General features: G+C 64.8%; 26 protein-coding genes. 13 read left to right on the top strand and 13 right to left on the bottom strand.

Features of this window, described 5'->3' with window-relative positions; genetic code table 11:
* Positions 1 to 264: 264 nt before the first annotated feature.
* The 3 genes from ACTIFK_RS17075 to ACTIFK_RS17065 form a co-directional block, all read right to left on the bottom strand.
* Positions 265 to 525 (bottom strand): hypothetical protein, encoded by a 261-nt coding sequence (locus ACTIFK_RS17075; RefSeq protein WP_439544212.1) that lies wholly within the window; start codon positions 523 to 525, stop codon positions 265 to 267.
* Positions 526 to 833: 308 nt separating this feature from the next.
* Complete coding sequence (locus ACTIFK_RS17070) at positions 834 to 1871, bottom strand: peptidoglycan-binding domain-containing protein (protein ID WP_439544211.1); 1038 nt, start codon at positions 1869 to 1871, stop codon at positions 834 to 836.
* A gap of 164 nt (positions 1872 to 2035) precedes the next feature.
* Positions 2036 to 2395, bottom strand: coding sequence for a hypothetical protein (locus ACTIFK_RS17065; protein ID WP_439544210.1), 360 nt, complete (start codon positions 2393 to 2395; stop codon positions 2036 to 2038).
* A 192-nt stretch (positions 2396 to 2587) separates the two neighbouring features.
* Here ACTIFK_RS17065 and ACTIFK_RS17060 point away from each other — a divergent pair, with 192 nt between their 5' ends.
* The 3 genes from ACTIFK_RS17060 (at position 2588) to pqqA (ACTIFK_RS17050) (ending at position 3490) form a co-directional block, all read left to right on the top strand.
* Positions 2588 to 2797, top strand: a complete 210-nt coding sequence (locus tag ACTIFK_RS17060) for a hypothetical protein (RefSeq protein ID WP_439544209.1) — start codon at positions 2588 to 2590, stop codon at positions 2795 to 2797.
* A 93-nt stretch (positions 2798 to 2890) separates the two neighbouring features.
* Complete coding sequence (locus tag ACTIFK_RS17055; RefSeq protein WP_439544208.1) at positions 2891 to 3199, top strand: hypothetical protein; 309 nt, start codon at positions 2891 to 2893, stop codon at positions 3197 to 3199.
* A 201-nt stretch (positions 3200 to 3400) separates the two neighbouring features.
* Positions 3401 to 3490, top strand: coding sequence for a pyrroloquinoline quinone precursor peptide PqqA (pqqA, locus tag ACTIFK_RS17050; protein ID WP_020087993.1), 90 nt, complete (start codon positions 3401 to 3403; stop codon positions 3488 to 3490).
* A gap of 11 nt (positions 3491 to 3501) precedes the next feature.
* Here pqqA (ACTIFK_RS17050) and ACTIFK_RS17045 read toward each other — a convergent pair whose 3' ends face one another.
* Positions 3502 to 3750 (bottom strand): hypothetical protein, encoded by a 249-nt coding sequence (locus tag ACTIFK_RS17045; RefSeq protein ID WP_439544207.1) that lies wholly within the window; start codon positions 3748 to 3750, stop codon positions 3502 to 3504.
* 230 nt (positions 3751 to 3980) lie between these two features.
* Here ACTIFK_RS17045 and pqqA (ACTIFK_RS17040) point away from each other — a divergent pair, with 230 nt between their 5' ends.
* The 3 genes from pqqA (ACTIFK_RS17040) (at position 3981) to ACTIFK_RS17030 (ending at position 5830) form a co-directional block, all read left to right on the top strand.
* Complete coding sequence (pqqA, locus tag ACTIFK_RS17040) at positions 3981 to 4070, top strand: pyrroloquinoline quinone precursor peptide PqqA (RefSeq protein ID WP_291152505.1); 90 nt, start codon at positions 3981 to 3983, stop codon at positions 4068 to 4070.
* A 160-nt stretch (positions 4071 to 4230) separates the two neighbouring features.
* Positions 4231 to 4668 carry a GNAT family N-acetyltransferase gene (locus tag ACTIFK_RS17035; protein ID WP_439544206.1) on the top strand — a complete coding sequence of 146 codons (438 nt, stop codon included), beginning with the start codon at positions 4231 to 4233 and terminating at the stop codon, positions 4666 to 4668.
* Between the two features lie 106 nt (positions 4669 to 4774).
* Positions 4775 to 5830 (top strand): acyltransferase family protein, encoded by a 1056-nt coding sequence (locus ACTIFK_RS17030; RefSeq protein ID WP_439544205.1) that lies wholly within the window; start codon positions 4775 to 4777, stop codon positions 5828 to 5830.
* A gap of 21 nt (positions 5831 to 5851) precedes the next feature.
* Here ACTIFK_RS17030 and ACTIFK_RS17025 read toward each other — a convergent pair whose 3' ends face one another.
* Complete coding sequence (locus ACTIFK_RS17025; RefSeq protein WP_439544204.1) at positions 5852 to 6382, bottom strand: hypothetical protein; 531 nt, start codon at positions 6380 to 6382, stop codon at positions 5852 to 5854.
* A gap of 367 nt (positions 6383 to 6749) precedes the next feature.
* Between ACTIFK_RS17025 and ACTIFK_RS17020 the strand changes: the two genes are divergently transcribed.
* From ACTIFK_RS17020 to ACTIFK_RS17010, 3 genes are all read left to right on the top strand, one after another.
* Positions 6750 to 9446 carry a hypothetical protein gene (locus tag ACTIFK_RS17020; RefSeq protein ID WP_439544203.1) on the top strand — a complete coding sequence of 899 codons (2697 nt, stop codon included), beginning with the start codon at positions 6750 to 6752 and terminating at the stop codon, positions 9444 to 9446.
* 182 nt (positions 9447 to 9628) lie between these two features.
* Entirely contained in the window at positions 9629 to 10558 is a 930-nt protein-coding gene (locus ACTIFK_RS17015; RefSeq protein ID WP_439544202.1) for a sulfite exporter TauE/SafE family protein, read from the top strand.
* Entirely contained in the window at positions 10555 to 11481 is a 927-nt protein-coding gene (locus ACTIFK_RS17010) for a TIGR02186 family protein (protein WP_439544201.1), read from the top strand. Before ACTIFK_RS17015 ends, ACTIFK_RS17010 begins: the two co-directional genes overlap by 4 nt.
* Positions 11482 to 11524: 43 nt before the next feature.
* On the opposite strand, the gene ACTIFK_RS17005 is transcribed toward ACTIFK_RS17010, so the two are convergent.
* From ACTIFK_RS17005 to ACTIFK_RS16995, 3 genes are all read right to left on the bottom strand, one after another.
* A complete protein-coding gene (locus tag ACTIFK_RS17005) occupies positions 11525 to 12724 on the bottom strand; it encodes a calcium:proton antiporter (RefSeq protein ID WP_439544200.1) in 1200 nt (399 codons plus the stop codon).
* 263 nt (positions 12725 to 12987) lie between these two features.
* A complete protein-coding gene (gene pdeM / locus ACTIFK_RS17000; protein WP_439544199.1) occupies positions 12988 to 13728 on the bottom strand; it encodes a ligase-associated DNA damage response endonuclease PdeM in 741 nt (246 codons plus the stop codon).
* A complete protein-coding gene (locus tag ACTIFK_RS16995; protein WP_439544214.1) occupies positions 13725 to 16304 on the bottom strand; it encodes a ligase-associated DNA damage response DEXH box helicase in 2580 nt (859 codons plus the stop codon). Before ACTIFK_RS16995 ends, pdeM begins: the two co-directional genes overlap by 4 nt.
* A 198-nt stretch (positions 16305 to 16502) precedes the next feature.
* Between ACTIFK_RS16995 and ACTIFK_RS16990 the strand changes: the two genes are divergently transcribed.
* Positions 16503 to 16775 (top strand): DUF6460 domain-containing protein, encoded by a 273-nt coding sequence (locus ACTIFK_RS16990; protein ID WP_439544198.1) that lies wholly within the window; start codon positions 16503 to 16505, stop codon positions 16773 to 16775.
* A gap of 6 nt (positions 16776 to 16781) precedes the next feature.
* On the opposite strand, the gene ACTIFK_RS16985 is transcribed toward ACTIFK_RS16990, so the two are convergent.
* Positions 16782 to 17870, bottom strand: coding sequence for a quinone-dependent dihydroorotate dehydrogenase (locus tag ACTIFK_RS16985; RefSeq protein WP_439544197.1), 1089 nt, complete (start codon positions 17868 to 17870; stop codon positions 16782 to 16784).
* The gene (locus ACTIFK_RS16980; RefSeq protein WP_439544196.1) at positions 17864 to 18220 is read right to left on the bottom strand and encodes a DUF952 domain-containing protein; all 357 of its coding nucleotides are present in this window, start codon (positions 18218 to 18220) and stop codon (positions 17864 to 17866) included. The genes ACTIFK_RS16985 and ACTIFK_RS16980 overlap by 7 nt, the downstream gene beginning before the upstream one ends.
* A gap of 319 nt (positions 18221 to 18539) precedes the next feature.
* Between ACTIFK_RS16980 and ACTIFK_RS16975 the strand changes: the two genes are divergently transcribed.
* Positions 18540 to 20165: a DUF262 domain-containing protein gene (locus tag ACTIFK_RS16975; protein WP_439544195.1), complete on the top strand. Its 1626-nt coding sequence runs from the start codon at positions 18540 to 18542 to the stop codon at positions 20163 to 20165.
* Between the two features lie 15 nt (positions 20166 to 20180).
* Here ACTIFK_RS16975 and ACTIFK_RS16970 read toward each other — a convergent pair whose 3' ends face one another.
* Both ACTIFK_RS16970 and ACTIFK_RS16965 read right to left on the bottom strand, forming a co-directional pair.
* Entirely contained in the window at positions 20181 to 21845 is a 1665-nt protein-coding gene (locus ACTIFK_RS16970; RefSeq protein ID WP_439544194.1) for a lysine--tRNA ligase, read from the bottom strand.
* Between the two features lie 94 nt (positions 21846 to 21939).
* Entirely contained in the window at positions 21940 to 23745 is a 1806-nt protein-coding gene (locus ACTIFK_RS16965; RefSeq protein ID WP_439544193.1) for a hypothetical protein, read from the bottom strand.
* Positions 23746 to 24013: 268 nt separating this feature from the next.
* Here ACTIFK_RS16965 and ACTIFK_RS16960 point away from each other — a divergent pair, with 268 nt between their 5' ends.
* Both ACTIFK_RS16960 and ACTIFK_RS16955 read left to right on the top strand, forming a co-directional pair.
* Positions 24014 to 24214: a hypothetical protein gene (locus tag ACTIFK_RS16960; RefSeq protein ID WP_439544192.1), complete on the top strand. Its 201-nt coding sequence runs from the start codon at positions 24014 to 24016 to the stop codon at positions 24212 to 24214.
* 449 nt (positions 24215 to 24663) lie between these two features.
* Positions 24664 to 25542: an alpha/beta hydrolase gene (locus ACTIFK_RS16955; RefSeq protein ID WP_439544191.1), complete on the top strand. Its 879-nt coding sequence runs from the start codon at positions 24664 to 24666 to the stop codon at positions 25540 to 25542.
* 101 nt (positions 25543 to 25643) lie between these two features.
* Here ACTIFK_RS16955 and ACTIFK_RS16950 read toward each other — a convergent pair whose 3' ends face one another.
* Positions 25644 to 26159, bottom strand: coding sequence for a DUF2147 domain-containing protein (locus tag ACTIFK_RS16950; protein ID WP_439544190.1), 516 nt, complete (start codon positions 26157 to 26159; stop codon positions 25644 to 25646).
* Between the last annotated feature and the right edge of the window lie 30 nt (positions 26160 to 26189).

Here is a 26189-nt window from a genome sequence, read left to right as displayed (position 1 = left end):
TGACAGCTGGACGTAGGGCTTTCCCATCGCAACACCTCGCCGACAAGGTGTTGCACTTCGTTTGTGAACTCAGGGGATCCACGACACGTGGCAATGTCCTCATCGCGTGTTGACGCGCAGACGGTGACGCGGCCATCGCCGTGCTTCCGTTTAACCGCGCGTTTGTAGAAACTTGCGGAGGTCCCGACCTTCGTCGGGATGACGGAGTGGGGAGGCAGCCGCTTTGTCACAATTGACGTGTCGTTTGGAGTGGCAGCGCGCGGCTCACCCATCCTTCGGTTTGACCACGGCGATGATGTTGGTTTGGACGATGCCGTTGACGCTCGTGAACTTCTCAAGCACCGCGCGCGTGGCATCGGGGCCGGTCTTGCAGTCAACGTGCGCGACGAGCTTGTCGTCGGCGAGCTGCACCGCGTTTTTCACCGTGCAGTTCGGAAGCTCCAGCTTCTTCACTTCGGCAATGACCGCGCTAGGATCGGCCGCTTTCAAAAGCTCGATGAAGAGATAGACGTTGAGCATCGACATCGGACCCGCCGTTCTTGACGTTGGCTTCGGTCCGGGAACGCGATCCGCAAACGGAATGTTCCGGCGTTGGCGGCTCGCCCGCTGTCATCCTAGGCCTTGTGCCTAGGATCCACTGCGCAGCGGCGGTGAAGAGTTGAGGTCGTGGACCCTTGCTGCCACGCATAAAGACTGCTTTCCCTTGTTAAACCATGGATCCTCGGGACAAGCCCGAGGATGACAACAATGGGACTGCTCGGCCGCTTTAGAGACGCTCCGATCAATAATAGGAGAATTAGGGCCGGATCGCGCGCGATCGCCCAACCCTGCCGTCAGAAGAGCTTGTTCAAGCTGCGCTGCAGGCTCTTCATGCCCTTATTAAATTCACGGTTGAAAGATGACTTCTGCTTGTACTTGCGTGCGCTGTTTTTGCGTACGACGCGGCGCTCGGTGGGCTCGGCTTTCCGGCTGATTGCAGCGGCGGCCGGGAGGGCGGCGGTTTCAACGTCCGTCTCCGAGACCGTCGGCTCAGGTTGCGCGGTCGCAATCTCACGAGCCTCCGGAGGAGCGGGCACCCTGCGGGCTTCGGAAGGGACGGGCACTGCACCTCTTTCCGATGGAGTGGGCGCCGTGCGCTTTTCAGGCGGGGCGGGCGCGGCGGCTGGCGCCTTAGCTGCCGTGGCGTCGGCGTCGTCTTCGTCGGCGCTCCCGGCCGGGCCGCTTGCGCGATCCTCGTCGAGGCTTGCGACCTGCGGTTTCGCATTCGGTGCGTTCACGGGCGGCGCGGCAGCTGGGCTTCCGCAGGCGCTGCCGCCGTCCTTGACGCAGTCCGGCGTGCAGGACGCGCCGGGGTTGGATTCGATGAGGACCAGCAGAACCGGGTCGGCGCGATTGACGGGCAGGCTCGCGTTCACGACGCTGGTGAACTCGGCCATCGCCTTGCGCGTCGCAGGCGACCATACGCCATTGACGCGGCCGCTGTAGCAGCCGGCGCGCTTCAATTGCTGCTGGACAGCGCGCACGACCGACACCTGGTCGGCGAAGCGGGCGGGGTCTGGCGTATTCGTTGTGTCGGTGTCGCCCGGTGCGGCGGAGCCACCTGGGCGGATGGCCGGTACGGGCGTGGGCGGCGTCAACGCGACCGTCCTGAAGACCGGGCTGCTGACGACCACCTGATCGCTCGGCGTGGTCTCGCCCGCGGGCCAGACGACGTAAACGATGGTCGCCATCGCGAGCGCCGCGCCGCCGCTCGCGGCGACCGCCTTGAGGCTCGGCATTTTGAAGCTGGGTATCTTAGGAGCGGACAGCACGCCGCGTTCCGGAAGGCGGTCCGAAATAAATTGCCATAGAGCCGTAGGATCGAAACGCATCGACGCCACCTACCGATACTCAATTCGACGCAAAGCGGCCAACTGGACCCTCAGCGTTCGCCACGCACTCCCCAACTCGACCCGCACAGGTCTTTCACTTAACACGGGCCTTTACCTAACACGCGCGCGACTTTTCTAAAACGCGCAGGGCGCCTCCGCACGGGTCACCCGTCGGGCTTCAGGAAGCGCGCGGCGACCCAACCCTGGCGGCCATGATATTCGACGCGGCACCACGGAAGCTTGGCGTTGGCGCGTTCATCCGCCGTCATGCTAGCCCAACGGTCGAAATTCGGTTCCGGCGTGATGCAGCCGAAGCCTTTGAGGCCTTTGGCCGTCGGCGGGATGTCGGCGAGAATCTTGCTGTCGCCGTGGGGCACGTCGCGCATGTGCAGAACATCGTCGGACGTGACGCCCGTGACGGCCCACACCTGCACGGGCTCTTGCGCGATAGCGGCCGCCGTGGCGGCGAGCGACGCCACCAAGCCGACCGCGGCGCGGCGGATGATCTCTGTTTCCATCGTCATCGTCTCCCCCTCAGGTGACGAGACGCTGCCCCCCAGCGGTCCCGTGCCATTTGCATCGCAACGGATGGAAACCCACATCAACAATATGCCCTCGCTGTGACGGCGCGCGCTTTCAGAGGGCGGCCGTCATGGATCCCGAACGCGGGCTTGTGCGTTGTCCTTGCGGATAAAATTGGCTCTAGGGAGACGATCATGGCCTTTGATGACGTTGCAGCAGAAGCCGGCATACTGCTCACGCGTATGCAGAACGAGCCGGAAGACCGGCACGAAATCTATCAGCAGTTGCGCGAGAAGCTGAACGAGCTGCGTGCCTTCGGCATGCCTGTGCCGCAGGATCTCCTGGACTTCGAAGCTGCGCTCGAGGCGGAGTTTACAAGCGAGCAGGACCCACCGCCGCAATAGCTGGCATGATCGTCCGCCTTGAGCGCCGTGGTCCGAACGGCTAAGCGATGAACCTGCCGGTACGTGTCGGCAGCAGCTCAGCGCGACCAGCCCATGACCGATGATGCCGACAATTACACCGATGACGCCAACAGTGAGGGGGCGCGGCGAGGCCCTGCCGTTCTGCGGCTCTTGACGCTGGTGGCCGGCGGCCTCGAAGTTACGGCGTTTACGCTGGCGGCCCATCTTCTGGTCCTGTCGGACGCCGCGAGCGAAGACCATGCTCTGCTTATCCTGGCGCCTCTCTTTGGGCTGACGATCCCGGGCCTGATGCTCGCCCTTGCCGATCGCGCGCACGCAATCGCCCTCGCGATGGTCGTCCTCGCCCTGCCGGCCGCCGGATTTGCGTTGAGCCAAATTTAAGACCATCCGTCTGATTTTACATGCTTTCCTGGGTCATCTCGCCAGACGGGTCGATAAGCTTATCTATAGGTTGCAATAACTTTACCTGATGCACGGATCACGACATTGCGATTTGCCGTTATCGGAGGTCCCGCCTATATACCTACCAGCGACAGACGGGCTGGCGGCCCGCTGAGCAACAAAGCCTAGGAGGAATATATCATGAAGACCTGGATGAAGCCCTCGGTTCGCGAGCAGGAAGTCGGCCTCGAGGTTACCTCGTATCTGCCGGCTGAGATCGACATCATCTAACGTCGATCGGCTTACAGTCGAATTTTAGCGGCGGTCGCGGAAGCGGCCGCCGCTTTCTTTTTGAAATTCTTTCGTGGCTCGATCGGCGCGGCGTTTCCACCGTTTCTGATGCGGCTTCTCAAAAATAGTTCCATTTTTTCTTTAAACTTTAATCTTCGATCATTTTCGCTCACGACGACTCGCCGTTTGTGCATGTCGCCTTCCTTCCTTATCGATCCCTCGCATTCGACTTGTGCCCGGTTTTGCAGGGTTTGCTGCATGCGAGGCGCTCGCGCAGACAACTCGCCTTCGACGAGCCTTGTCACGCTTGCACGACCTTTCTATTTCTCGCCGTTGCCGCGCGCGCGGCCCGCAACGCTACATAGTAGCATCAGGCAACCTGATTGATTTCAATTGAAAATACGATTGGCAAGTCGGGGTGCGACTCCCTATTTATTGATGGTGCCCGGCGTGCTTTCGCCGGGCATGTCAATCTAAGGAGGAACTACCCATGAAGACTTGGATGAAGCCTGCCGTTCGCGAACAGGAAGTCGGCCTCGAGGTTACCTCGTACCTGCCGGCTGAGATCGATATCATCTAACATCGATCAATTTTCGGTCTTTAGCGCGGCGGCCGCCACTTGCGGCCGTCGCGCTTTTTGTTTGTGCGGCGAGGTGTCCTGCGATCGGCGCGACAAGCCACTGGCCATGCATTGCAAAAGCGCAAATGATGCCCCGCGTGCGACAGCGGGGCCGTCCAACATGTTCATCCGAGATGCCGTTCCGAGCGACGAACCCGCGTGGCGCGGCCTTTGGGCGGCTTACGTCGCCTTCTATCAAGCCGAGGTGGCTGAGGCCGTGACGGCCAAGACGTGGGAGCGGCTGATCCACAAGCAGGACGGGCTGATGTGCCGGGTCGCCGAATCGGACGGCGCCGTCTGCGGCTTCAGCCTTTCTGTCCTGCACGCCGGCACCTGGACGCTCGCACCGGTCTGCTACCTGGAAGACCTGTTCGTCGCCCCCGAGCGGCGCGGCAAGGGAATCGGCGAGGCTTTGATCCGCGATCTTATATCCACCGCCCAGAGCCAAGGCTGGTCGCGCCTCTACTGGCATACGCGCACGTCCAACGCCGCAGCGCGCAGCGTTTACGATCGCTTTACCGTGGCCGACGATTTCGTCCGCTATCGGCTGTTTTTCTAACGGTTCCCGCCGCATTGATCCGGATTAGGAACGGCTCTTGCTCATTGTGCGGCAGGAGAGCCCGAACGTCTCGCTGTGAGACGCCGGCCAGGCGATGAGGCGCAAAATGGCACGTAGCGAAGCCGGACTGGAACCGCGGTTGGCGTGGGTCGACGTGGCGAAGGGGCTCTGCATCCTGCTGGTCGTGCTGATGCACGCGACCCTCGGCGTCGAAAAGGCCGTCGGGTCCGAGACCGGCCTGCACGCGTTCATCGAATGGGCGCGGCCGTTCCGGATGCCGGACTTCTTCCTCATCTCGGGCCTGTTCCTCGCCGCACGGATCGACCGCCCGTGGCGCAGCTATCTCGACACCAAGGTCGTGCACTTCGCCTATTTCTACGTGCTCTGGCTCACGATCCAGTTCGCCATGAAGGCGCCCGGGATGGTGCAGGAGAACGGCGCGGCCGCGACGCTCGCCGATTATCTCACCAGCTTCGTCGTGCCGTTCGGCACCCTCTGGTTCATCTATCTGCTGGCCGTCTATTTCGTGGTCGCAAAGCTGCTTCGGCCGCTGCCCAAGTGGCTCGTGATCGCGGGCGCTGCCGCGCTGCACGTCTTCACGCCGCATACCGGCATCTTCATCGTCGACGAGTTCGCAAGCCGTTTCGTGTTCTTCTACGCCGGCTATGCGCTGGCGCCTCAGGTGTTTGCTTTTGCCGACCGCGTGCGCGCGGTGCACGCGCTCGCCATCGCCGCGGGGCTTGCGGCTTGGGCGGTGTTCAACGCGATCGCCGTCAATTCGGGCGTCGCGCACATCGCAGGCCCTGATCTCGCGTTTTCGTTCATCGGTATCGCCGCCGTCATCGCGTTCAGCGTGGCCATCACGCATCGCTATGCCGGGCAGGTGCTCGCCTACTGCGGACGCAATTCGATCGCGGTCTACCTCGCCTTCCCGCTCTTCATGGGACCGGTCCGCATCGTGCTCTTGAAACTCGCCGGCACGGACGCGGCGACGGCCATCGCCGTCGCGTCAGCGCTCGCGGGCGTGGTCGGCGCGCTGGCCATGCAGTGGGCATTCAAGGGTACGCGGGCAAGCTTCCTGTTCACCCGCCCGGCGATGTTCCGCCTGCAGCCGCGCCGCGATGCCGGCCCGGCCGCCGGGGCCAGCCCCGCAACGGCCTAGACGTCACGGGCGCGGGCTGCCTCAGAGCGGGACGTCGGGCTGCTTCTTGGCCTCACGCTCGAGGCGGTCGATGCGTTCCTTGAATTTCTTCACCATGCCTTCGACGTAGTCGAACAGCTTGTCGACATCGCGCTCGTTCGGAACGGGCAGATCGCCGGGAGGGGCCGGCGGCAGCGTATCCCCGGCCGGCGGACTGCCGGGTTGGTTGCCGGATTCTGGCGCCTTCGCCACCGGTCCACCTAAGGGACCTTCGCGCAGGCGCTTCTCCGCCTCGAGCGCGCGCCGCTCGCCTTCGAGCTGCTCGACGCGCTTCTTCAGTTCGCTCTCCTGCTCCGGCATGTCCTTGCAGGTCCAGGCGCCGTCCTTGCCGGCGCAGAACGACATCGCCCCCGTCTCACGATCGAGGCGGATGACGCCGCCTTCCGTGGGCGACATCGAAAACCGGCCTGTGTCCTCGCCTGCGGCCGAGGCTGGGGGTGCGAAAACGGCGACGAGGGTTGCGACCAGCCAAAGACGCGCCGTGCTGCCCTGGCGACCATTCGTGTGTTCCACCGCTGCTCTCCATCAAAAACCCACGCGCCCGGGGTCATTCCCGGCCGCGCAATGACCCCCAAATTCCTTCAGATTTAGCAACCGATTGTGACCGCGTCCGGCCTGAGACCGGGGGTTTGCGCGAATCACCCGGTGCTACCCCAGCCGAAAAGCCGTCTGGACCACCTAATTTGGGCCCGTGGAGCACGACTTAACGCATCGTTTACTGGCGACTGTCAGCTTTGGTCCGATCGGGTTTTTGGTTTGTGCCTCGTCTGACCCTTCGAACACGTCTCGACCCGGCACACCGGGAGCGGCTTTGACCGCTCCACCCCTCCACAGGGGAACGGCCGGCGACGAGCGCCGCACTGCCACCGTGGGGACCGCGATGTTGCATAGTGACCAAGAGGGTTGGCCAGCGCCGCGTGGCGCCTACGGCTGGCCGCAAGCCACGGGACCGGAAGGCGACGCCATCCAAGTGCTGGCGCGCGATATCGAAGACATGCAGCGCCGCCAGGGCGACAGCATTGCCCAGATCATCGGACGCCTGCGGGAGCTTGAAGCGGGCGCCAACGTCCGGCGCGAGGGTGCGCCCGAAGGCGGCCACGCTCCGGCAGCCGGCGACGAGCCCTGGGACGCGGCCAACGCCGAAGCCCTGATGCGGAGCTACGAGGCGCACGGGGCCCAGCCGCCGGCAGCGCCCTACAAGGCCGGGTACGGACCCAGCCAAAGCGCCGCTTCGGGCCACCCTGCGAGCCACGGCGCGGGATCTGCGTACGGCGCGGGCGCGCAGGATTGGATCGGCCATCGCTTCAGCGACGTCACGGACCGCATTCGCCGCACGCTGACCGATCTCAAGCCCGGCAGCACCATGGCGCTGCTCGAAGAGCGGCTGGACCAGTTCCAGCGCCACATCGCATCCGCCCTCGAAGACGTCGTGCGGCGCTCGGACATCGAAGGCATCCGCCTCATCGAAGCGCACGTTGCCGATCTCGGCGACAAGCTGGTCGATCTCGAGCGGCAGGTTTCGCGGCTCGACGGCATCGAGGCCGACGTCCGCAGCGTCATCGAGCAGGTTTCCGACGAACGCATCGCCAAGCTGCTGGACGGAAACACCCGCTTTACTGCCGATCTCGAAGCCGTCGCGCGCCGCGCCGCCGAGGAAGTTCACGCCCGCTTCGGTAGCAGCCACGAGCCCGACGTGCGCGCGCACGAAGAGTTGCGCGCCATCATCGAAGCGTCGATCCAGGATCGCCGCGCGGCCGAAGCGGAAGCCGCTTCGCTCGTGAACGGCCTCTCCGGCCGCATGACCGCGCAGGCTGACCGCTACGACGAGCTCAAGGCCCTGATCGTGCAGGCGACGCAGGAGCAGCGCCAGGGCGAGCAGACCGCCATCGGCATGCTCGACACGCTGCAGCATGCGCTTGTGCAGGTGCTCGACCGTATCGACGTGCTCGAGCAGCGCCCTCCCGTGGCGGCTCCGATGGCGCAAGAGCCGGCCAACGCGGCCTACGGTTTCGGCGGCAGCGAAACCTTCCATCCGTCGCCGCGCAGCGCCGTGATGGCCGCGCGTGAGCGGGACGGCATGGACCGCGTTGACGCGCCCATCGCGCCCGCGCCCTATGCCCCTTCGCGCGAAATATCCGCCGAGGTGGCAGAGACGCTTGCAGACGGCGAGCCGCACTTCGACAAGATGCGCCGCGATTTCGTCGCCGATGCGCGCCGGGCCAAGATGAAGGCCGCCGCCAACCGGGCCGAGGCCGTATCCAGCTCGCCCGAACCGGCGAGGAGCCGTGGGGCTGACAAGACGCGTGCCGCAATCGCGCGCATGTCGCTCCCGAACGTGAGTGGCAAGTGGTTTGGCGCGTCGCCGAAGCTCCTGGCCGGCGCGCTCGCGCTCATCGTCGCCATCAACGGCGGCCTCCTGCTGCTCAATCGCAAAAACGCGACCCCAGCCGCTCCTCCAGTCATCGTGCAACCGTCCCTTGCGCCGGCCGATGGCGCCGCGCCGCCGCAAGAGGCCCCGGCTGCCGATCCCGGTCCGCGCTCCGACACCGAGAGTGACGGCACAGGCTTTGCCGAAGCGGATCCGCCCGCAGAGACCGATGCGGTCGTGACGCCCTACGGGCTCCAGGACGATGTTCTCGATCCGCCGCCGGTGACGTCCCTCGACGGTTCCGCCGCCGCCGTGCCGAGCGGCATGACGATCGCACGCCCGGCCGGATCGTTGCCAGACGACGTCGTCGCCGATGTCTACCAGCAGCAGGTGCTCGCCAGCCTTTCGGGCAAGCTCGGCAACGCCGTTGCCGGGAAATCGACCGACGCGCTGCTTCCCGACGCCAACGGACGCATCGATAACATTGCCCTCTCGCCGGCCCCGTCTCAGGACGGCGCGGACGGGGATCGCACGAGTGCGCTCGACCTGCCGCCGGTCTCGGTGGGCCCGCTCTCGCTACGCCTCGCAGCAGCCAACGGCGACGCTTCGGCGGAATTCGAGGTCGCGGCGCGGCTTGCGGAAGGCAAGGGCACCGAGCAGAACTACGCCGAAGCGCTGCGCTGGTACCAGCGCTCCGCCGCCAAGGGCTTCGCGCAATCGCAGTATCGTCTCGGCACCTTCTATGAGCGCGGGCTGGGCGTTCCCCAGGACGCGGAGCGGGCGAAGGTCTGGTACGCGCGCGCCGCCGAGCAGGGCAACGTGAAGTCCATGCATAACCTCGCCGTGCTTGCCGCCGGCGGCGACAGCGGCAACCCGGACTACGCGGGCGCCATGAAGTGGTTCGTGCGCGCGGCCGAGCACGGTCTCGCCGACAGCCAGTACAATCTCGGCGTCCTCTTAGAAAACGGTCTCGGCACCAAGGTCGACAAGGCCAACGCCTACAAGTGGTATGCGCTGGCCGCCAAGGGCGGAGATACGGATGCGCTCGAGCGGCGGGACGCTCTCAAGGCGACCTTCTCGCCCGACGACATGAAGGCTGCCGAACGCCTGGTCGGGGACTTCAAGGCCCGCAAGGCCGCGCCGCTGGCCAACGACGCCCGGGCGGCCGGTGAAGACTGGAAAAAGCGCGCCAGCAAGAGCAACGGTTAGCGGCCGCTTCGGCTGCTAACCCTCGGTAAGCGCTCTAGCACTTGTCCCCAAGGTTCAATACGATGATGCCTGAAGGCGCCTCGGCCCTTCGGGCCGCGTCGCTGCCATGCACCGTCGCCGCCTTCATTTTGACGCCGTCTCTTTAGGCTCCCACTGCGACGATACGGGTCTCAGCGCACAGTATGCATATCTACCTGCCGATCGCCGAGATGCCCGCCAACGTGCTGCTTTTTCTCGGCATGGGATGCGCGGTGGGGTTCCTCTCGGGGCTGTTCGGCGTCGGCGGCGGGTTTCTCATGACGCCGCTTCTGATCTTTTCCGGCATTCCGTCGGCGGTTGCGGTCGGCACGGGTGCGGCACAGATCGTCGCCTCCTCGGTCTCGGGCGCGGTCGCCCAATACCGGCGCAACAACGTCGACATCAAAATGGGCGTGGTGCTGCTGGCGGGCGGCGTCGTGGGCTCGGTCATTGGCGTCAAGATGGTGCGCATCCTGCGCATGGCGGGTCAGTTCGACCTCTTCGTCGCGCTCGCCTACGTGACGTTTCTCGGCGTCATCGGCACGCTGATGCTGATCGAAAGCGCGAATGCCATTCAGGCCGCGCGCAGCGGCGCACCACGCGCGCGGCGGCAACCTGGACAGCACTCCTGGATCCACAAGCTGCCGTTCAAGATGCGCTTCCATCGCTCGAAGCTCTACATCAGCGCGCTGCCGCCGCTGATGATCGGCGCATTCGTCGGGTTTCTCGGCGCCATCATGGGGGCCGGCGGCGGCTTCGTCATGGTGCCGGCGATGATCTATCTCTTGCGCGTGCCGACCAACGTCGTCGTCGGGACGTCGCTGTTCCAGATCGTCTTCGTCTCGGCCGTGACGACGGTGATGCACGCATCGGAAAACTACAGCGTCGACGTGGTGCTGGCGCTGCTGCTGATCGTCAGCGGCGTCGTCGGCGCACAGTACGGCGCCGCGGCCGGAGCGCGCCTCAAAGGCGAGCAACTGCGGCTGCTGCTGGCGGCGCTGGTGCTGCTCGTCTGCGCGCGCATCGGATGGGACCTCGTCGTCACGCCGCCCGAGCTGTTCAGCATCACGACCTCGCTGGGGGCGCCGGAATGAAACATCGCCGGACCGCAGTCTCATTGGTGCTCGCCGCCTCATTGGTTATGGCGGGCTTGGCGCCTTTCGCGTCGCCTGCGACCGCCGCGCCGCCTCAACCGCGGGGCGCTGCGGCCGCGCAAGCCCAAGCGCCGCCCGCAGTGCAAAAACCCCAGCGCGTCCGGAAGCCCCCGCCCGGCAGGCCCGAGGCCGAGCAGAAAGAGCGCGTGGAGGCGGATGTCTCGTCGCGCACCATTGCCGTGACGTCGGGCTTCACCGGCACGGAAATCGTGGTTTTCGGTTCTGTCGTGAACAGCCGCCAGACCAGCGCGGAGGCGGGCTACTACGATGTCGTCGTCGTGCTGGAGGCCATGGCGACGCCGCTGCTGGCGCGCCGCAAATCCAACGTGGCGGGGCTGTGGGTCAACACGGCCTCGGTCGGCTTCGAGGGCGCACCGAGCTATTGCGCGATCGTATCGACGCGGCCGCTCGAAGAGATCGCCGACGACGACTTGCTCGAACGGCACGCCATCGGGCTCGACTTCGTGCGCCTTGCGCCTGCCGCCCGCTCGGCCATCGAGACGCAACCGGGCGAGCTCAAGGCGTTCAAGGAGGCGGTCATCCGCCTCAAGCAGAAGGAAGGGCTCTATATCAAGGCCGACTACGGCGTGATCTTCATCGGCCAAAGCCTGTTCCGCAGCTCCATCACGCTGCCCGCGAACGTGCCGGTTGGGCCGCTGACGGCGCGGGTCTACCTGTTTCGCGAGGGCGAACTGCTCAGCACCTTCTCGACCAAGGTGCGGTTCGAGCGCGAAGGCCTCGAATTGTGGCTCTACCGCTTCGCCATGCGCCAGCCGGTGCTCTACGGGCTCATGGCCGTGCTCGTGGCGGTGGCTGCCGGGCTGATCGCGTCCACGGTGTTCCGGCGTCGCGACACGGCGTAAGACCACCGGATTGGCTCTTCGCCGTAACTCGCAGCCGACGCCCCTAGGGGCTGAACAGCATGATCGCATACACAGCGAACAGCGTCAGATGCATCATGCCCTGGATCGGCGTGGTCCGATGCCCGACGAACGTCATCATGCTGACGGCAAGGGTGAGGACGAACAGGGTCGTATCCGACGCCGAGAGACCCAAGACTACGGATTTTCCAGTCATGACGCCAACGGCGAGGATGGCGGGCACGGTCAATCCGACTGTCGAGAGGAAGGCGCCGAGGCACAGATTGACGACGCGTTGCGTCTCGTCCGCAAGTGCCGCGCGGACGGCCGTGAGCGACTCCGGTGTAAACACGACGATGGCGATCAGGACGCCGCCGAGAGCGGCCGGTGCGTGCGTGATTTCGATACCATAGTCGATCAGAATGGCGAGGTCGTGCGCCAGCAGGACGATGGCGACCATCGCCGCAACGAGCACAACAGTGCGGACGACGACCTCCCTCACATCAAGCGGATGGTTCAGCTTTCCGTCGCTTGGCGCCTCCGTGCCGACGGTTTGCACGGGAATAGACAGCGCGCCGGCCGGCGGCTGGACAAACAATCGCCGGTAGGTCCGCATTTGCATCATCAGGAACGCCCCGTAGAGCAGCGCGGTCACGGCGGTAACGGCGATCGCCTGGGTGGTCGAGAACATCCCGCCCCCGGTGGCCGTAAAATTAGACAGCACCAGCGCGATACCCGTGAGCACGGCAATCATCGACAGGTAGGTCGCTGCGCCCTGCGCGTTGTACTCCTGTTCCCCATAGCGCTTGCCGCCAAGAAGAAGGCACAGTCCGGTGACCAGGTTGAGAATGATCATCATCACCGAGAAGATCGCGTCCCGGCCGATGGTCGGGTGGTCGCCGGGTCCGAGCATGATCGCAGCAATGAGAATGACCTCGATCAGGACGACCGACAGCGTCAGAATCAACGTGCCATAGGGTTCGCCAAGCTGGTGCGCCAGATGGTCGGCCTCGCGCACGACGCCGAACGCCGCCGTGATGATGGTGGTGAAAAGCACCGCAAAGCACACAACGCCGACAAGGGGGGCGATGGGCTGCGCTAGCCACGCAGCGCCACCAAATTGGAACGCGAAGACGACAACCCACGCCACTGCCAGCCGCAAAGCTGTAAGGGGCCGGAGAATCTCGCGGATGGGAACGGGCGCAGGCGGATGCGTCGACGCGGATTGCGTTTTTGGAGCGGTCATTGGCCCTCTTCGTGGGGCCGTCCCCTCAATCGTCGGCTATGCGCGGGTCGTCCCGCACGTGTCGGCGGCGTGGGAAGCCGCACGATGCATTAGCAATGGTGTGGCCTCAAAACGAGACGGAATCAAGAGAACTGCTCGCAACCTCAGGGCGAAAGACGTGCTGCGAAAGCCGTACTCAATCCTCTTTCAGAAGACTCATTGAACCTCGTCTTCTTTCAGAAGTCTCTCTGGCGTTTAGTCTTCTTTCAGAAGGCTCTCTTCGTTTAGTCTTCTTTCAGAAGACGGGCGGCGATCGGGTACAGGCCCTCCTGACCCAAAACGAGCACGGAGAGACCATCGTTTCCGAACAGCGGCGCGAAGGCGTCGTCGAGGACGTTAAGGCCGCCCGCGTAGGTGCCGAAGGCCGGCATGACGAGGCGATTGCCGTTGGCGACGAAGCACGGCCGGCGGATGACGTGGCCATGGTACGAGACGCGCGCGGCGGGATGGAGATGGGCCGCGATCTCGTGCGTCACCGGGCTCGCGGTCGGCTCATGGCGGAAGGTGATACCCGAGACCGTGATCTCCGACAGCACGCGGCCGCCGAAGCAAGCCGCGATCTTCGGATCATGGTTGCCGTTAAGCCAGATCCAGGTGCGGTCTTCCTGCAGGATCGCGAGCGTTTCGCGATCTCGGGCGGACATGCGCTCCTCGGCGCGGCCGTCGTGGAAGCTGTCGCCGAGGCAGATGACCGTGGACGCGGAATAGGCATCGAGCGTAGCGGCAAGACGTTCCAGAGTGGCGGCCGTGTCGTAGGGCGGGAGAAGGCTCCCACGCGACGCAAAGAACGAGCCTTTCTCCAGATGGAGATCGGCCACGATCAACGCGTCCTCGGCGGGCCAGTAGAGCGCGCCCGAGACATCGGCGACGAAGGAGCGGCTGGCAATCGAAATGGGCTGGCGGCTGAACTCGCCCACGTCGAGACGTTCTGGCTTGAGTTCGAGCCGCTGTGTCGCGCTTCTCACGTGCTCTCCCCGTTCCCCGTCCGCATCGCGTCTGCGATCAGTTCGGCAGCCGCTTCCCGGAGGATATCCTCTCGCGCCACGCGTCCGACCGGCTCAATTCCGATTTCGAGCAGGATCGGCACCGAAAGCGGCGACACCCTATCCAATGGTTGATGCCTGATTCGTCCACGGACGCGGGCCAGGAATTGTCCCAGACGGACGATATCCAACAGCCCTGTGGCTGCGTCCTCCCATGCCGCTTCGAGCAAAATATGGCCGGGATCATGGCGGCGGAGCACGTTGTAGATCAGGTCCGTTGAGACCGTGATCTGGCGGCCACTCTTCTCGAGCCCCGGATGACGGCGCTCGATCAGCCCGGCGATGACGGCCACCGTGCGGAACGTGCGGCGCATCAGGCTGCTTTCGGCAAGCCAGGATTCGAGGTCGTCGCCCAGCATGTCCTCGGAAAAAAGCTCCGCGAGGTCGAGCGATCTCTCCGCAATGTGCCGGCCCAGATCGGCGAGCCCCCAGACGGCGAGGCCGTAGTCGTTGGCGACAAAGCCGAGCGGGCGGGCGCCTGCGCGTTCCAGGCGGCGCGTGAGCAACATGCCGAGGGTCTGATGCGCTAAGCGGCCCTCGAACGGATAGATGATCATGAAATGCTTGCTGCGGCGCGGAAACGTTTCGATCAGGACGTCGTCGACGCCCGGCAGCTGGGACACATCCTGCTGCAGGCCCAGCCATTCGGCGACGGGCGCGGGCAGGCTCGCCCACTGCTTCGGGCTGGCCAGCATCGCGCGAACGCGTTGGGCGAGGTGCGTCGAGAGCGGGAACTTGCCGCCGGCGTAGCTCGGGATCATGGCGTCCGCGCCCGGCGCGCGGGTGACATAGGCTTCGGTTTCCTCCATGCCCTCGAAGCGGAGCACTTCGCCCGCGAACACGAAGGTCATGCCGGGCGAAAGCTGCTCGACGAAGTATTCCTCCACCTCGCCGAGGACGCGCCCGCCCATCAGTGGACGCGGCGTGCCGGTCTTACCTCCGCGGCGACCGCGGCGCTGCCCGACGAGGCGCACCTTGATCATCGGCGCCTCGACGATGGTGCCGGCGTTCATGCGATACAGGCGCGCCAGAGAGGGGTGGGCGAGGCGCAATTTCCCGTCGTCCGTCGGGCGCAGGCGCGCGAAGCGCTCGTAGGACTTCAGCGCGTAGCCGCCGGTAGCGACGAAATCGACGACGCGGTCGAAGCGGTCGCGCGTGAGACCGGCGTAGGGCGTCGCGGCGCGAACCTCGCGAAACAAGGCGTCCGGATCGAACGGGCCGTTGCAGGCCGTGCCCATGACGTGCTGGGCGAGCACATCAAGTGCTCCCGAGCGCGCAATCGTCGTGTCCTGCTCGCCGGCCATGGCGGCATCGAGGGCGGCGCGGCACTCCAGCACCTCGAAGCGATTGGCCGGGACCAGCAGCGCAGCAGAAGGATCGTCGAGCCGATGGTTGGCGCGGCCGATGCGCTGCGTCAGCCGCGAGGCTCCCTTGGGCGCGCCGACGTTGACGACGAGATCGACGTCGCCCCAGTCGATGCCGAGATCGAGCGTGGAAGTGGCGACGACCGCGCGCAGGCGGCCTTCCGTCATCGCCTGCTCCACCTTCTGGCGGCGCGTCTTGTCGAGCGAGCCGTGATGGAGCGCGATGGGGAGCGATTCTTCATTGAGGTCCCAAAGCTCCTGGAACACGAGTTCCGCCTGCATGCGCGTGTTGACGAACACCAGCGTCGTGCGGTGGGCGGCGATGGCGCGGTAGATCTCGTGCATGGCGTAGCGGGCGGAGTGCCCGCCCCAGGGTACGGGCTCCTCGATTTCCAGGATGTCGATGACGGGAGCAGCGCCGCCGCCGGCTACGACGAGATCGGCCATCATGCGCCGGTCGTCGGGCATGGTCTGCGGCAGCAGGTAGCTGAGCAGCTCGCTCGGGCGGGCGACGGTCGCGGACAGGCCGATCGTCATCAGGCCGGGAGAGAGAGTGTGGAGGCGGGCCAGTCCGAGCGACAGCAGGTCGCCCCGCTTCGACGGCGCCAGGGCATGCAGTTCGTCGAGGATGATCGTGTCGAGCGAGCCGAAGACATAGGACGCGTCCGGGCTCGCCAGCATCAGAGCGATCTGCTCCGGCGTCGTCAGCAGGATGTGCGGCGGACGGGTGCGCTGGCGGGCGCGGCGGGCGACGCTGGTGTCGCCGGAGCGCGTCTCGATCGAGACGCGCAGGCCCATTTCCGTGACCGGGACGACGAGATTGCGGGCGATGTCCTCGGCCAGCGCCTTGAGCGGCGAGATGTAGAGCGTGTGGAGGCCGCTCCCGGCGTCGTTGGAGCGGCGGCGCGGCTGTTTTTCCAGGGCAACCAAGGTGGGCAAGAAGCCGGCGAGCGTTTTACCCGCGCCGGTGGGGGCGACCAGCAGCGTCGAGCGGCGGTCCACGGCCTTGGCGAGCAGGGCGAGCTGATGGGCGCGCGGAACCCATCCCCGGCGCGCGAACCAGGCGTCGAACGGGGCCGGGAGCGTTGTTTCGACGGCGCGCGGCGGCGCGGCTTTGAGGGCGCGAGGCGGCATGGCTTTGACGGCGCGCGGCGCCGTGGCCCGCCGTTTGGGATCGGCCGAGGCCCGTTTCGCCTTCTCCTTTACGCCACGCACGCGCCTCAGACTTCCTTCGCGGCCGGGCGGCCCCTATGTTAAAGGGGCTTGGCCGTTCGATTTTCACTGCACCACGAGGCCGTTAAAGCCGGCCCGCAATGGATGGATCCCGACTGCATGGACCGTAACACGATTTTTGGCGGAAACCCGTTCGGGGTGCTGCTTCGCCTCGCGCTGATTTCGATCGTGGTCGGGATCGTGATGAAGGCGCTCGGCATCGACCTCAGCAATTTCTTCCAGCGCATCAACGAACTCTTACACAACATCTACGACCTCGGATTTGGCGCGGTCGAGTGGGTGCTCGAATATATGCTGCTCGGCGCGCTGGTCGTGGTGCCCATCTGGCTGATCGCGCGGGTGACAAGCGCGTCGCGGTCTAAATCCGAGTAGGCGTTCTCAGTCCAGCGGCTTGGCGGCCCACTCTTCGGAGCGGGCGCCCGTAAGCTGCGCGATGGACGTGACGCCCCGGCCGGCGCAGGCCTTGGCGAGATGCGCGTGGATGCGGGCGATCAGTCCGGGACCCTCGTAAATCAACCCCGTGTAGAGCTGGAGCAGCGTTGCCCCCGCCTCGATCTTGGCGAGTGCGGTCTCCCCGCTGTCGATGCCGCCAATGCCGATCAGCGGTACTTGGCCTCCGGTGGCCCGATACACGCGCGCCAGCATGACAGTTGCGCGACAAAATAACGGACGGCCGGACAGTCCGCCGGCTTCTGCGGCGGTCGGGCCAGCGGCTCCGGGGCGGGCAAGTGTCGTGTTCGAGACGGCGATGCCATCGACGCGGTGACGCAGCAGAGCGGCCGCGATCTCCGCGACGTCCTCTTGAGCGATGTCGGGCGCGAACTTGACGACGACGGGGCGGCTCGGACGGCCCTCTGCGATCTTCGCATCCCGCGCCGCCATGATGCGGGACAGCAGCGCGTCGAGCGCCTCTGGAGACTGGAGGTCGCGCAAGCCTGGCGTGTTGGGCGACGAGATGTTCACGGTGAAGTAGCTGGCGACGTCATAGAATGCGTCCAGGCCCGCGACGTAATCCGCGATCCGGTCGGCGCTGTCCTTGTTGGCGCCGATGTTGACGCCGACGATACCGCGCGGCGCGCGCGCGCGCAGCCGGGCCAGTGCGGCCGCATGGCCCGCGTTGTTGAAGCCAAGGCGGTTGATCACCGCTTTTTCGGACACCAGCCTGAACACGCGCGGCGCGGGATTGCCCGGCTGCGCCTTCGGCGTCGTGGTTCCGATCTCCGCGAACCCGCAGCCGAGACCCAAAACCGCATCCGGTACGCGGGCGTCCTTATCGAAGCCGGCCGCGATGCCGAGGGGATTGGGAAACGTCAGGCCCCACAGCGCAACTTCCAGTGAGCGGGCGGCAGGCGATGGCGGCCGGGGGTAGAGACCCAGCTCCAGGGTACGAAGCGTCAGCTCATGCGCCGCCTCCGGCTCGAGCGCGAGCAGCATCGGGCGAGCGAGAATTGAGAGCGCGTTCAGCACGCCAGCACATCCTGAGGAATGATCGGCTCGCCGTCGGGAGCAAGCGCCAGCGGCTTCTCCCACAGCGCGGCCGCCGTCGGCAAGGGTGCATAGAGATGCGGGAAGAGATCGCCTCCGCGCGCCGGTTCCCAGACCAGACCGGGAAGAGCCGCCTCGTCGAAGGCAACCAGCAGGAGGTTCTCCATTCCTCTGAAGTACTTCTTCGCCGTGCCGTGGACCTGCGCCGGCGCGGACAAGTGAATGTAGCCATCGCGCTCGTCGTCGGGCGAGCCTTTGAAATTCCCGTCGCGGCGTGCCGCGGCCCAGGCCTCGCGTGCGACAATCTTAAAAATTAGTTTCTCTGCGCTCATCCGAATTCACTCTCCGCCCGCCGACGCGGTTTGTTCGACACATTGCGACGCGCTTTCGTCGTATCGTGAATTAATATCCTCGTGCCGCCGTCCCCTTCGTATACACTCAGATCACTCGAGCGCAATTTTTTGCGCTTGCATCGACGGCTTTGAACGCGCGGGACTTATAACACTGACGCGGGCGTGATCTCGCCCCGCTCTTCATCTCAATCCTAACTCCGATTGCAGGCTTTCAATTGCGGACGGCGCTCAATGGCGACGGCCCGCTGAGCTATCACGAACTCGCAAGACACTATTTCCAAGACAAGGGCGTCCCCGCGTGCACGAACGGATTTCAGTCAGCGTCGTTCCGCTCAGAACTCTGTTTTCAGAGGCTTACCAGTTCAGGCTTCCCTACTTCCAGCGCGCCTATGCGTGGCAAACCGCCGAAATCGGCCGCCTACTGACCGACATCGTCGCAGCCATGCGCGAGGGCGGCGGAGAACGCGGCTACTTCCTCGGCAAGCTGATGGTGGCGCGGAAGACGGGCGAAGCGGAAACCGCACTGGTGGACGGACATCAGCGCGTCATGTCGCTGACCATCCTTTTTGCCGTGTTGCGCGACCTTGAAAGCGATCCCCTCCGGCAGGAGCTGTTGGGCAGCTTCATTCGCGGCACGACGCTGCGGCTTACGCCCCAGGATGCGATGGCGGTGACCTGCGACCGCTTCGTGCAAGCGCCGGGCGGGACATCGCTCGATCCCGACGAGGATCTGGACGCCCTCTCCGAAACGGAGCGCAACGTGATCGACAATCGAGACCACCTGCGGGCCGAGCTTTCATCCAGCGATTACACGCCGGAAATCCGGCAGGCACTCGTCGGGTACCTCGCCGATAAATGCTGCGTCATCGTCTCATCGGTCGAGGACGTCGAGGAGGCCTGGAACTTCCTCAAGACCGAGGAGGAGACGCGCGTCGACTTCACAAAGGCCGACCGGGCGAAGTTCCGTCTTTTCGCCATCGTGAGGGCCGAAGAGCGGGCCGAGTCGCAGTCGATCTGGAGCGCGTGCGAGGCTATGATCGGTCCCGACGACATGCACGCGCTGCTCGGGCATCTGCGAACGCTGAAAAAGCGCAAGCAGAGCGGCAAGCCCGTCGAAAGCGACATCGCGGAGAGCTATGGCTTCAACAAACCCGGCGCCTGCCTTTCCTTCCTGCGCAATGATCTTCACCCGGCGGCCGCGCGGCTTGCGGATCTGCGCAGGGGGACGGACCCGGTCGTCCGCGCCTATACCGAACGGCTGAGCTGGATCGACCCGCAGCTCTGGGTGCCCCCCGCCCTGCTGTGGCTGCAGCGTCCGCGCACCGACGTCCAGACGGCGTTGTTCTTCAAGCGCCTCGACCGGCTCGTCTGGATGATGAAGATCGCGGGCTACGATCCGACGAAACAGTACAATCGGATCATCAACCTGCTCGGCGAGATCGACCGGACGGAGGACGTCGCGAAAATGCGCGAGCTCGAGGTGACCGGCGCACTGCGCGAAGGCGCGCTTTCCAACCTGCGCAGCACGACGTTCGACGCGAAGCACTACTGCGGGCGCGTGCTGCGGCGCATCTGCCTGTCGCTCGGGCAGGATCCGGGGCCGATCGAGAAAAACACGCTCACGCTCGAGCACGTTCTGCCGCGCAGCTTCTCATCGAAGAGCGGATGGGCCGGTGCGTTTCCCAATGCGCGGGCCGTGCGGAACTACTCTCACCGGCTCGGCAATCTCGCGCTCGTGTCGCCGGCCGAGAACCAGAAGCTGGCGACGCTCGACTGGGAGACCAAGCGGAAAATTCTGGCACAATCGCACTTCGTATCGGCACGGCGGCTGGCCGACGCGCCAGCCTGGACACCCGCGCGCATCCTCGAACGCACCGAGGAGATGATCGGCATCCTATTCAACGACTGGGAGATCAAGCTCTAGTCGTCTTGCGCGCAATCAAGACGCCTTTGCTTCAGCCGAGACCAGATCGCCATTGAGAGCTGCCGCGATCAAGGCGCGCGTTTCGGCGATCCCGTAGAGCGCGATGAACGAGCCGAAGCGCGGACCTTTGCTCTCGCCGAGCAGGATTTCGTAGATGCTGTTGAACCATGCATTCGAGACGCCCGGCTTTTCGGGCGTTGCGGTCTTGGCCTCGAAATCCTGGTAGCGCGGCACGGCGCGGCCGATATCGTAGAGCAGCGCCTGAAGGTCTTCCGCGCTCGCGTCCGCCGGAGCCTTGGCCAGGGCCTCCGACAACGCAGCCAGGGCCGCGCGCTCCACCTCGTCGGCGGGGCGGTGGCGCTTCTTCGTCTTTACGAAGTCGGCATAGTAACTCACCGCGTAGCCGGCGAGCTGGTCAAGCAGGGGATAGGCTTCGGGCGTCGCATCCGGCAGATGGCGGCGGATGAAGCCCCAGAGCACGGACTTGTCCTCGGCGTTCGAGGCCGCGACGAGATTGAGCAGCAGCGCAAACGTGATCGGAATCTCGCCCGTGGGCGGCGAACCGCTGTGGACGTGCCAGACGGCGTTGTCGAGCCGCGCCTTTCCCTCCTGGCGCGGGTAGGCCGCGAGCAGCTGGAGGTACTCGTCGACGGCGCGCGGGATGACCTCGAAGTACAGCTTCTTCGCCGACTTCGGCTTCTGGAACATGTAAAGCGACAGGCTCTCGGGCGAGGCGTACGTGAGCCAATCGTCGATCGTGAGCCCGTTGCCCTTCGACTTCGAGATCTTCTCGCCGTTCTGGTCCAGGAACAGCTCGTAGTTGAAGCCCTCCGGCGGGGCGCCGCCGAGCGCGCGGCAGATCCTGGACGAGAGCGTCACGGAATCGATCAGGTCCTTGCCGGCCATTTCATAGTCGATGCCGAGCGCGACCCAACGCATCGCCCAATCCGCCTTCCACTGGCATTTGACGCGGCCGCCGGTGACGGGCGTCTCGACCTTCTCTCCGGTTTCCGGATCGAGATAGACGATGGTGCCAGCCTTCGGGTTGCGCTCGATCATCGGCACCTGAAGCACGCGTCCGGTGCGGGGGCAGACGGGCAGGAACGGCGAATACGTGGCGCGCCGCTCAGGCCCGAGCGTCGGGAGAATGATCTCCATCACCTTGTCGTAGACTTCCAGCATGCGCAGCAGCGTCGCGTCGAAGGCGCCGGAGGTGTAGCAGGCGGTCGCGGAGTAGAATTCGTACTCGAAGCCGAAGCGGTCGAGGAAGGCCCGCAGCATGGCGTTGTTGTGATGGGCAAAGCTTTCGAACTTGCCGAACGGATCTGGCACGCGCGTCAGGGGCTGGTCGAGGTGCGCCGTCAGCATCGCCTTGTTCGGCATGTTGTCCGGCACTTTGCGCAGGCCGTCCATGTCGTCCGAGAAGCAGATGAGACGTGTCGTGCGGCGGCCTTCCGTCAACACATTGAAGGCGTGGCGCACCATGCTCGTGCGGGCGACCTCACCGAAGGTGCCGATGTGCGGCAGGCCGGATGGCCCGTAGCCGGTCTCGAACATCACGACCTTGTCGGCGGCTTTCATCTTGTCGAGACGGACGATCAGACGGCGCGCTTCCTCGAACGGCCATGCCTTGGCCTCCGCGAGGGCGGCAAGGGCTGGATCGCTTATGGCGTCGGACATCGGGAGGGCCTTCGAGTTTGGCGGCAAATCAATCGAGCGCGCAAACTATGGGGCGGGGCTTAGCCCGTCAATTGCGGGCGAAGCGCTGCGCGCGTCAGGCAGGCGTTTGCGCCGGGCCGGCGGGACGGCGCGGGCGGAACAGGCGACGGACCAGCAACAGCAGCATGAGGACAGCCAAGCCGAGGGCCGCCACCACGAGCGGATGCTTTTCCCAGATCAGGATCGGCGCGATCTGCCCTTCCCACGCGGCCTTCGCGTCATCGAGGATGGCGGCCGCGCCGCCGCTGCCATCGCGCAACAGCATGTCGACGGCGCGTGCCTGATCCCGGCTCGCGAGCACGGCGTCGCGAACGCGCGGGCCGGCCAGGTCCTGCATCTTGCCCGGCGTGGCCGCCACTTCGGCCAGGATGCGGCTGCGGGTCTGCGGGCTGAGCCCATCCAGATAGCGGGACAGGGTCTCCAATTCCGCCTTGGAAACGCTCGTCGCGAGCCGCTTGAGGTCAGCCGAGGGAAGGCCCAGCAGGCGATCGCGCGAGTCCGGCGCCAGCGACGCCAGCCGCGTAATCGCGACATGATCGCCGAGAGCGAGCAACGTGCCCAATGTCTGGCGCGTGAAGCCTTGCGGCGCCGCGTGCCGGTAGATCTCGTGCTCGATTACCTTGGGAAGCTGCTCACCGGCCAAGGCCTGCCAGCCGAGCGCCGCATCGATCGATCGCGTATCGCGGGCGATCGTCATCGACGTTTCCGGCATGAAGCGGACGGCTTCGTTGAGCGTGCCGTCCTCAAGTCGCGTCAGCACGGCCGCCTCGCCGCCCGATGCGAGGCTGAGGGCCACGACCTCATCGAGGCGCGCGAGCTGCTCGGGCTTCACCGTGTCCAGGAATTTGCGGAAGGCCTCATTTCTCGCCGCGAGATCGAGCGCCGCCTGATGCGCCTTGCGGAACGTCTGCCAGATTTCCATGACGCGATCGGCCGACTTCGCCGCGATCTCGTTCAGGTGCGCGCCGATCTGCTCGCCAATCGACTTGGCCAGCTCGTCCTTGACCATGCTCTTGGTGGCATCGGACTTCATTTCGTCGGAGATGATGGGCAGGACGCCGTTGCGCAGCTCCCAGATATCCTTGGCGACAAGCACGAGGCCCACGCCGCCGGCCGCGACCGAGACCAATCGCGCGACGATGCTGCCGGCCAAGCGCTGGCCGAGGCGGGCCGCGATGTTGGCAAGCTGGCGGCGCACCAGTAGCAGAGCGGCGCCGGCGATGCCTTCGCTGGATTGCGAAACGACGGCGCCCGAAGAGATGGTGGCGCGTCCCGCCGACGGCTTGATGCCGAAGTCGTGCTCGACATCGGCGGATACGATGCCGGTCACGGTCGAGCCGTACCGGTTGCCGAGAAACGCGCGCAGGCATTCGAGCGACGGGGCGACGGCGTCGGTGCTGGCAAGCTCGAGCGTGCGGCCGACATCGTTGCCCACGCCTGTGACGAGGCTTTCGATGGCGGTTTTCATCGCGTCCGAGCGATAGACGCGCTCGGCGACGGCGGTCGATATCGCCTGCGCTTTTTCGGAGTTGATGAGCGTTTGGGCGAGGCCCGCCCAGCTTGTTTCGCTGCGCACTTCTTCAATCGCCGCGTCGACGCGCTTGGCGAGGAGGTCATCCATGCCCTGGCGCCGCCACTGTCCGTCGACGAGCGCGCGGTAATCGACGGTCTTGAGCCCTTCCTGCAGGGTCTTCAGCGACAGCGTTTCAATGGCACGGCGGAAGCCGGCTTCATCGGAGGCTTGGCAGGCTTCGTAATCGGCCCGCGTCATGGGCGTGGCCGCGAACGCCGGGACGATGTCGCGCGCTCCGAAGGCCAGGACGAGGATCGCCGTACAGGTGGGGCGCAGGAACCCGGTCAACGACAACTCCACGGTCTCATCGCTGCGGTTCCTTTGACGGCCTGTCAGGGCCGCCGTTGTACGAGCCTCGGCACTCTCATTCCGTTCACTATAATCGCTCGGACTTTTTGGGCACAGTGACATTTCGGAAAGCCTTTGCTGTGTCAGCGCTGCCCCCTCCGCGCTGCACGATGGTCACGGGGGATGTCTCAGCGGTCACGAGAGACGATGCCGACGAGCAACGCACCGCCACTGTGGCTCAGACATCAGGCGGGTGCGTCAATCTGACATGGCGCTGAAAAAAGCGCCGATGTTTCTTTCTCCCGCCAAGAAAAACAAAGCAACCCAGACCTATTCGCGCCCTCATTTCCATGAGCTGCCAACCGATCATCAGCTTGCGCCATCGCGCGTCAGTCACATTTTTGCCATCCCCGGGGACGAGTACGCATTCGGGCCTTGCAGCGTAGGCGTGCGCTGCTTTGCACATTGAGAAGTTACATGAATGTGACAGTGCAAGCGCAGACGCAGATTGTCGACTTTATGTTGCGACCGATAGCCCCATAGCCAACGGCGCCATGGGAGTTGCAGGTAAAGGCCTGCGGTGATGCCGGAGCCATCAGGCTGACCGACCGAACCGCTGGAGCGGTCGCGAAGCAGCGGCGGGAAATCAAACCGTCGAATTGAATTCTCGTCGCCGGCGACATGCCGAAGGTTGGACCGAAAATCTGACGGGTGCCGTGAGGAACTTCACGGCCTGCCTAACGGAGATACACTTCGATCAATCTTTTGGCACGCCGACAATAACGACGACGTAGAGGGGAAACATAGGCTGCATTTCGCGTGCGTGATTAATGAGATGTCAACTCTCTACTTGGCATTTCCCAATTAATCGGCTTTATTTCCTTTTGGCGGGTAACTCAGCGGGTAAATCCTAACTGCATGAATAAGAAAGAAAAATTCAATGCCTTTCGGGGCAGCTTGGTTATTCCGGGCGGCCGCGTCGGCGTGCTTTTGGTGCATAGCCTCGGCGGAAATCCCGTCGAATTAAGGTTCGTCGCGCAGGGGATCGCTCGCCAGGGTCATACTGTCTATTGCCCGCTTGTTCCGGGACTTGGCGGCGGCACGGATACGTCCGGATTGTCGTCCTGGCAGGATTGGTATTCGGCTCTCGAAGAGGCCCACGACGAACTCAAAGCGCATTGCGACGTCGTGATCGTCGGCGGCATTTCCGCAGGCTCGATGCTTGCGCTGCGGCTCGCCCGCGAGCGCGCCAAGGACGTCGACGGCCTGCTGCTGTTTGCGCCCACGATCTGGCCGAACGGCTGGGCCATTCCGAAGCACTTCATTTTCTTCAAGCTCGTCTACCACAAGTGGGTCGCGTCGCTCATGCGCCTGCAGCAGCGCGCGCCTTTCGGCATCAAGGACGAGCGCATCCGCAAATTCGTGATCGACAGCTTCAAGAGCGACGGACGTCCGCTCGAGGATCTGTTCGGACGCGGCGGCGGGCTGGTTTGGGAATTCAAGGCGCTGGCGCGCGACGTGCGCCGCAGGCTCGGCGAGATCCCGCAGCACGCGTGCGTCTTCCATCCGCGCCACGACGACCAGAGCGACCTCTCGAACGCGTTCAAGCTGCAGCGCAAGCTCGGCGGGACCGTCGAGGTGACGGTGCTCGATGACAGCTATCACATGGTAACGCTCGACCGGCAGCGTTCGCTCGTCGTCGACCGTACGGTCGAGTTCGTGCAGCGACTGACCCGCGGTATCGAGGAAAAGGCCGCGGTTTCGCGCCTTATTAAAGGATCCGGTGTCGCAGAATAAAGCGGCCGCATCTTTCGAATTTCACCTTCACGCATAAAAAAACCGGCCGGTACATCGCGTACCGGCCGGTTTTCTTTTTTCGATCCGTTAGGCGGGGCGCTTCAAGCCTTAGGCGGGGCGCCTTCGCAGCGAGGCAGATCGCTCGGCGCGCGGCGCCACGTGAACGACTTGCCGAGCATCTTGACGCCGAGGTAGCCCGTCACGGTCAACTGATCGTTCCCGGACAACACGAGCGCCGAGCTGTAGGACTTGCCGACCTTCGGATCGTAGATCCAGCCGCCGTCGAAGCCGCCGTCACTCATCAGGCCCAGGTTGCCGAGGATCTGCAGGCCGCAGATCGGGCGGTTCTGATTTTCCGGCTTCGGATTGTAGCGGTCGTGCTTGGCAACGCCCTCGGCATTCAAGGGATCCTTGAGCCAGACGATGCGGCCGCAGAGGCGGTTCGCGTTGTCGGCACAGATATGGATTTCAACGGCGCCCTGGCCGCTGTCGTCATACCAAACGCCGAGTTCGGGGCGTGCGGCCTGACTGGATGTCGAGAGGGCGACTAGTCCAACGATAAGCGCCGGAACGGCCCGCGCGGCGGGTCGAGCGAAGGCAATCAATCTCTGTCTCATGGGGGACCTGAATGTGGGACCTAATGGCTG

Origin of the sequence: Hyphomicrobium sp. (assembly GCF_051860585.1) — a bacterium.
Classification (GTDB): Bacteria; Pseudomonadota; Alphaproteobacteria; order Rhizobiales; family Hyphomicrobiaceae; genus Hyphomicrobium_C.
This window is presented reverse-complemented; position numbering and strand designations above follow the sequence as displayed.